Origin of the sequence: Micromonospora sp. URMC 107 (genome assembly GCF_051386315.1) — a bacterium.
Classification (GTDB): domain Bacteria; phylum Actinomycetota; class Actinomycetes; order Mycobacteriales; family Micromonosporaceae; genus Micromonospora.
Map to the genome: position 1 here is coordinate 1 of NZ_JBPQTK010000216.1, position 5,484 is coordinate 5,484.

Here is a 5,484-nt window from a genome sequence, read left to right on the forward strand (position 1 = left end):
CCCCCCCCCCCCCCCCCCCCCCCCCCCCACGGCACGTCAGCGGTCGAGCCAGATGTGCCGGTAGAAGCGGTACGTCGGTGTCGGGTCGCCCTGGTATCCCATGACGTCCTTCTGCACCACGTCGAAGTCCGCGTTCAGGAAGGTCATGGCCACCGGCCCGCGCTCGGCCAGGATCTTCTCGGCCTGCTGGTAGAGCGCGGCGCGCTTGTCCTTGTCCATCTCCGAGCGGGCCTGGACGACGAGGGTCTCGTACTCCTTGTCGGTCCAGTTGCCGTAGTTCAGGCCGCCGCCGGGGAGGAAGCTGGCGGTGAACCGCTCGTCCGGGTCGTACGTCAGACCGAAGCCCGACTGGTACATGTCGAAGTCGGCGGACTTCGTCTTCGTGTCGGCGATGGTCGACTCGACCGACTCGATCGTCACCTTGATGCCGATCTTGGCGAGCTGCTGCTGCTCCACCTCGGCCGAGCGCACCTGGAACGCCGACGTGGCGATGACCATGAGCTTGGCCTCGAAGCCGTTCGGCAACCCCGCCTCGGCCAGCAGCGCCTTGGCCTTCTCGATGTCGGCCTTGCCGTAGATCGGCTCCTTCACCGCGCCGAACCGGTCCGGCGGCAGGTAACCCGAGTTGAGCGCGGTCCCGAAGCCGGAGTTGGCCACGTTGAGGATCTCCTGGCGGTCGAGCGCGAGGTAGATGGCCTGCCGGACCTTCACGTTGTCGTACGGGGCCTTGGAGGTGTTGAGCCGCAGGTGCAGCGAGAGCGACCCGGATCCGCCGTACCACTTGAGCTTCTCGTCGCGCTTGAGCGCGTCGATGAACTCGGGCGCGGGACGCCAGAGGAAGTCGACCGTGCCGCTGCGCACGGCGGCGGCGCGGGCGTTGTCGTCCGGGTTGAAGGTGAAGTCCATCCCGTCGAGGTAGGGAACGCCCTGCTCCCAGTACTGGGCGTGCTTGTCGAGCTTGATGGCCTGGCCGGTGACCCGCGAGGCCATCTTGAACGGGCCGCTGCCGCCGTCGACGCTGCCGTTGAGGCCGCCCGCCTCGACCACCGTGCGGTCCACGACGGACGAGGCGGCGGTGGAGAGCAGGGTCAGGATGGCGGCGTTCGGCTTGGCCAGCTTCATCTCGACGGTGCGCTCGTCGAGCGCCGTGACCGCGGTGATTCCCTCGTAGCTACGGGCCCGTGGCGCCCGGGTCGCCGGGTCCTTGATTCGTTCGATCGAGTACTTCACGTCCGCCGCGGTCACCTTGCGCCCGCTGTGGAAGACCGCGTTGTCACGCAGCTTGAACGTCACCGTCAGGCCGTCGGCGCTCTGCTCCCACGACTCCGCGATCGCCGGCTTGATCTCGCCCCGGTACGACTGCACCAGCGACTCGTAGATCTGCTCGTTGATGACGAAGGCCGAGGTCTCCGACATGCGGTGCGGGTCGAGTTCGTTGGCGTCCAGCCGGATCATGATCCGCAGCCGACCGCCGGACTTCGGGGTGCCTGCCGGCTGCGACTCGTCCTGGAGGCGGACGCTGCCGCTCAGGCCGTCGTTGGAGCTGCTGCCGCTGTTCTTGGACGGAGGCTCACCGCCTCCGCAGCCGGCGGCGAGCGCCGAGATGACGCCCACTGCCAGCACCTTGGTCAAAACACGAGTTCGCATGGGTCTCCTTGGCTGGTGTCACAATCAGCGCTTACAGGTCAGGCCGGCTTCCACGTCTCCCCGTAGACCCGAAGCCAGTTGCCGCCGAGGATCTTGGTCACGTCTGCCGGCGAGAAGCCGCCGTTCAGCAGCGCCTCGGTGAAGTTGGGGAAGTCCGCGGCGTCGTCCATCCCGATCGCCCGGCGCTCGGTCCAGCCGAAGTCGCCGAGGAGGTTCTGCTGCTCCTTGGACTTCGACTGCGCGATGGACTTCAACTGCGCGATCCGCATGGGCTCCGTCCACGTCTCGTCGTAGTCGGTGGCGATCGCGACGTGGTCGATCCCGGCCACCTCCACCACGCGGCTGACGTGCTCGACGAAGCGGGCCAGATCCGGACGCCGGGACGGGTCGTCCGGGTAGTAGAGGAACCCTGACAAGGTGGTGATACCCATGACGCCGCCCTGCTCGCCGAGGCTGCGCAGGTAACCGTCGGACTTGGCCCGGATGTGCGGCGACATCGCGTCGCAGAAGGAGTGGGTCACGACGACCGGCTTGGCGGACGCCTCCATGGCGTCCAGGCCGGTGCGCTCGCCGCAGTGCGAGACGTCGACCAGGATGCCCAGCTCGTCCATCGCCTGGACGAAGCGGCGGCCCCGGTGCGTCAGACCCGAGTCGGTCTCCTCGCCGCAGCCGGCGCCGAGCAGGTTCTGCCGCTGGTAGGTCAGCTGCAGGATGCGGACTCCGAGGTCGTAGAAGGTGCCGAGCAGGTCGAGGTCGACGCCGATCATCTCGGTGTCCTGCGGACCGAAGATGACGGCTTCCTTGCCCTCAGCCTTGGCTCGCTCGATGTCGGCGACGGTCAGCGCGAGCAGCACGTCGTCGGAGTGCTCGTCGATCCACCTGCGGCACCGGTTCACCTCCCGCAGGGCGGTGACCGTGTCCGCGTACGGCCTGGTGACCGTGTGGTTGACGGCGGTTACCCCGCCTCGCCGGATCCGGTCGAGGTGGGCGTCGCTGAGCTCGATGACCGTGCTTCCGTCCACCACGGTGGCGGCGGCGTGCAGATCGGTCGCCGAGGTGGCGGGAATTTCCGTGGCGGCAGTGTTCACGTCATCTCCAGGATCATCGGAAGATGGTGAGACCCTACGAGAGCCGCCGGTTCCTGTCCATAGACCTTGGCAAACTCGTCAGATAACCGTTAGCCAGCGACGAATTTCGTCAAAATGGCGGATCGCTAGCCGCCGTAGCGGAGCACGGCGGAACGAACAGGACAGCCGCCTACGGACCGGTCGAATCGCGTCATCCCGATCCGGCGCGAGGTCCGAAGCGGCGGAGGCGGCCCGCCACGGTCCGGCGCCGTCGGGCAGGATCAGGGGTTCCGGCTCTTCGAGCGGGGCAACCGTCGGACGGCGACCCCGCCGTCGCGGGAGGGGAGTGAGCCGTGACCACCGAACGGATCGGGCCGCCCGTCACGGGGGACGAGCGCGAGATGCTGCGCGCCTTCCTCGACTACCACCGGGCGACCCTCGCGATGAAGTGCGACGGGCTCTCCGACGAGGACCTGCGCCGGCAGTCGATGCCTCCGTCCACGCTGTCGCTGCTCGGCCTGGTCCGGCACATGGCGGAGGTGGAGCGGGCCTGGTTCCGCCGGACCATCGACGGCGAGGACGTCGCGCTGGTCTGGTCGGACTCCGGCGACTACCAGGTGGCGTACGACGCGAGCGGCGCCACCCGCGCCGAGGCGTTCGACGCCTGGCAGCGGGAGGTCGCGCACTCCCGCCGCATCGAGCGCGAGGCGGAGTCGCTCGACGTGACCGGCCACCACGCGAGGTCCGGCGAGGACGTGTCCCTGCGGCTGGTGATGCTGCACCTGATCCACGAGTACGCCCGCCACAACGGCCACGCCGACCTGCTGCGCGAGGGCATCGACGGCACCGTCGGCGCCTGAGCCCGGCGCCCGACCGCCTGAGCCCGGGGCCGGCCGCTCAGTCGCCGGTGCGTAGCGGCAGCCAGGCCAGCACGTCCTGGATCTTCGCGTCCCAGTACGCCCAGTCGTGCGTGCCGGGGGAGAAGTCCACGGTCAGCGGGACGCCCCGCTCGCGGGCCGCCGCGACGAAGGTCTGGTTGTCGTCGTACAGGAAGTCCTCCGTGCCGCAGGCGACGTAGAGCGCCGGCCGGTCGGCGGCGGGCACCCGGTCGAGCAGGGCGACGGTGTCGTCGTCGCTGCCGATCGCGGCGCGCTCGCCGAACACGGTGTGCCAGACGTCGGGGTCCAGGGGCGCGGTCGGGTGGTGACGGCGGTTGACCACGTCGAGCGCGCCGGAGAGGCTCGCCGCCGCCGCGAACCGGCCCGGGTCGCGCAGCGCCCACTTGACGGCCCCGTAGCCGCCCATCGACAGGCCGGCGACGAAGGTGTCCTCCCGCCGCGCGGAGAGCCGGAAGAACTCGTGGCACACCCGGGGCAGTTCGGTGCTCAGGAACGTCCAGTACCGGTTGCCGTGCTCCTCGTCGGCATAGAAGCTGCGCCCGGCCTGGGGCATCACCACGGCGAGGCCCAGCGGCGCGACGTAGCGCTCGATCGAGGTGCGGCGCAGCCAGATGGTGTCGTCGTCGGACAGGCCGTGCAGCAAATAGAGCACGGGCGGGGCGCCCCGCGGCGCGCTGCCGGTCATGCCGATCTGCGAGGAGGTCCGCTGCGGCAGGATCACGGTCATCGACGTGCTCACACCGAGTGCCTCGGAGTGGAAGTCACAGCGCATCAGGGCCACGGTCGCGACCGTAGCGCATCCTCACGTCCAGTACAGGACGCGGCAGGCCGGCAGCCGGGCGGCCACCTCGCGGTCGAACCAGGAGCGCAGCTCGGCCATGGTGTCGCGCGGGTAGACGTACTTGACGGCGCCGAACCTGCCGTACCTGCGGCTGCGGGCGGACTCGTCCATCTCCAGCCTCGTGCGCGGGTACCAGCCGAGCAGCACCTCCTTGCTGCCCGGGGTGAACCGGTGGGTGATCAGCTCGGCGGTCAGGTCGAGCTCCGGCACCCCGGCGACGGCGCCGGCCACCGCGTCGAGCAGCTCGCCGTACTGCTCCCGCCAGCCGGGCAGCGGCATGATCGGCGCGACGGTCAGCCCGACGGGATAGCCGTCGAGGGCGAGTCGGCGCAGCGCCGCGAGCCGGTCCGGCACCGGGGCGGTGCCGCCCTCCAGCCGCTCGCTGACCGACCGGCAGTTGACGCTGAACCGGACCCGGGTGCGGCCGGCGTGCGGCAGCCCGACGAACGTGTCGACGTCGGAGTACTTGGTGGTCCAGCGCAGCTGCACCGGGGCGTCCCAGCCGGCGAAGTGCTCCACGGCCCGCCGCCAGCTGCCGGTGAGGTGCTCCAGGGCGAGCGGGTCGGTGTAGCAGGACGCCTCGAAGGTGGTGCCCTCGCCGGCACGCGCGGCGTCACGGCTGGTCACGGTGCCCCGCCCGGCGTACTCGGCCAGGCCGGCGAGGATGTCGTCCAGGTCGGCGTACACCCGCGTCACCGGCGGCCCCGACAGCGAGCCGGCCAGGTAGCAGTACTGGCAGTGGGCCGGGCAGCCCTCCGCCAGGTCGACGCGCCAGTCCGCGCTGGGCGCGATGGGTTGCAGCCGCCGGCGCGACGGCGGGCTGACCACGATCGCCATCGTCGCCTTCGCCCGCGCGTACGTCTCCCGCTCGGTGTCGCCGCGGACGCCGGTGAGCCGGTTGGCGCGCAGCCGCTCGACCTCGATGCCCAGGGCCTCGACCCGGTCGGCGATCCGCCGGCCGTGCGGGTGGTCCAGCGCGGCCGGCGTGGCGACGACCCGGCGCGGCGTCCACCGCCGCGCCGGCCCCCCC

General features: G+C 70.7%; 5 protein-coding genes. 1 reads left to right on the forward strand and 4 read right to left on the reverse strand.

The window, feature by feature from the left end:
• Positions 1-36: 36 nt before the first annotated feature.
• On the reverse strand, positions 37-1,647 hold the full coding sequence (locus tag ACSNN9_RS27560; protein ID WP_436676212.1) for an ABC transporter substrate-binding protein: 1,611 nt from the start codon (positions 1,645-1,647) through the stop codon (positions 37-39).
• Between the two features lie 38 nt (positions 1,648-1,685).
• Complete coding sequence (locus ACSNN9_RS27565) at positions 1,686-2,735, reverse strand: dipeptidase (RefSeq protein WP_436676214.1); 1,050 nt, start codon at positions 2,733-2,735, stop codon at positions 1,686-1,688.
• A gap of 380 nt (positions 2,736-3,115) precedes the next feature.
• Between ACSNN9_RS27565 and ACSNN9_RS27570 the strand changes: the two genes are divergently transcribed.
• Complete coding sequence (locus ACSNN9_RS27570; protein WP_436676217.1) at positions 3,116-3,574, forward strand: DinB family protein; 459 nt, start codon at positions 3,116-3,118, stop codon at positions 3,572-3,574.
• A 37-nt stretch (positions 3,575-3,611) separates the two neighbouring features.
• On the opposite strand, the gene ACSNN9_RS27575 is transcribed toward ACSNN9_RS27570, so the two are convergent.
• Together ACSNN9_RS27575 and ACSNN9_RS27580 are read right to left on the reverse strand one after the other, a co-directional pair.
• Entirely contained in the window at positions 3,612-4,394 is a 783-nt protein-coding gene (locus tag ACSNN9_RS27575; protein WP_436676215.1) for an alpha/beta hydrolase, read from the reverse strand.
• Between the two features lie 21 nt (positions 4,395-4,415).
• A partial coding sequence (locus tag ACSNN9_RS27580; protein WP_436676216.1) for a spore photoproduct lyase family protein occupies positions 4,416-5,484 on the reverse strand: 1,069 nt, incomplete at its 5' end.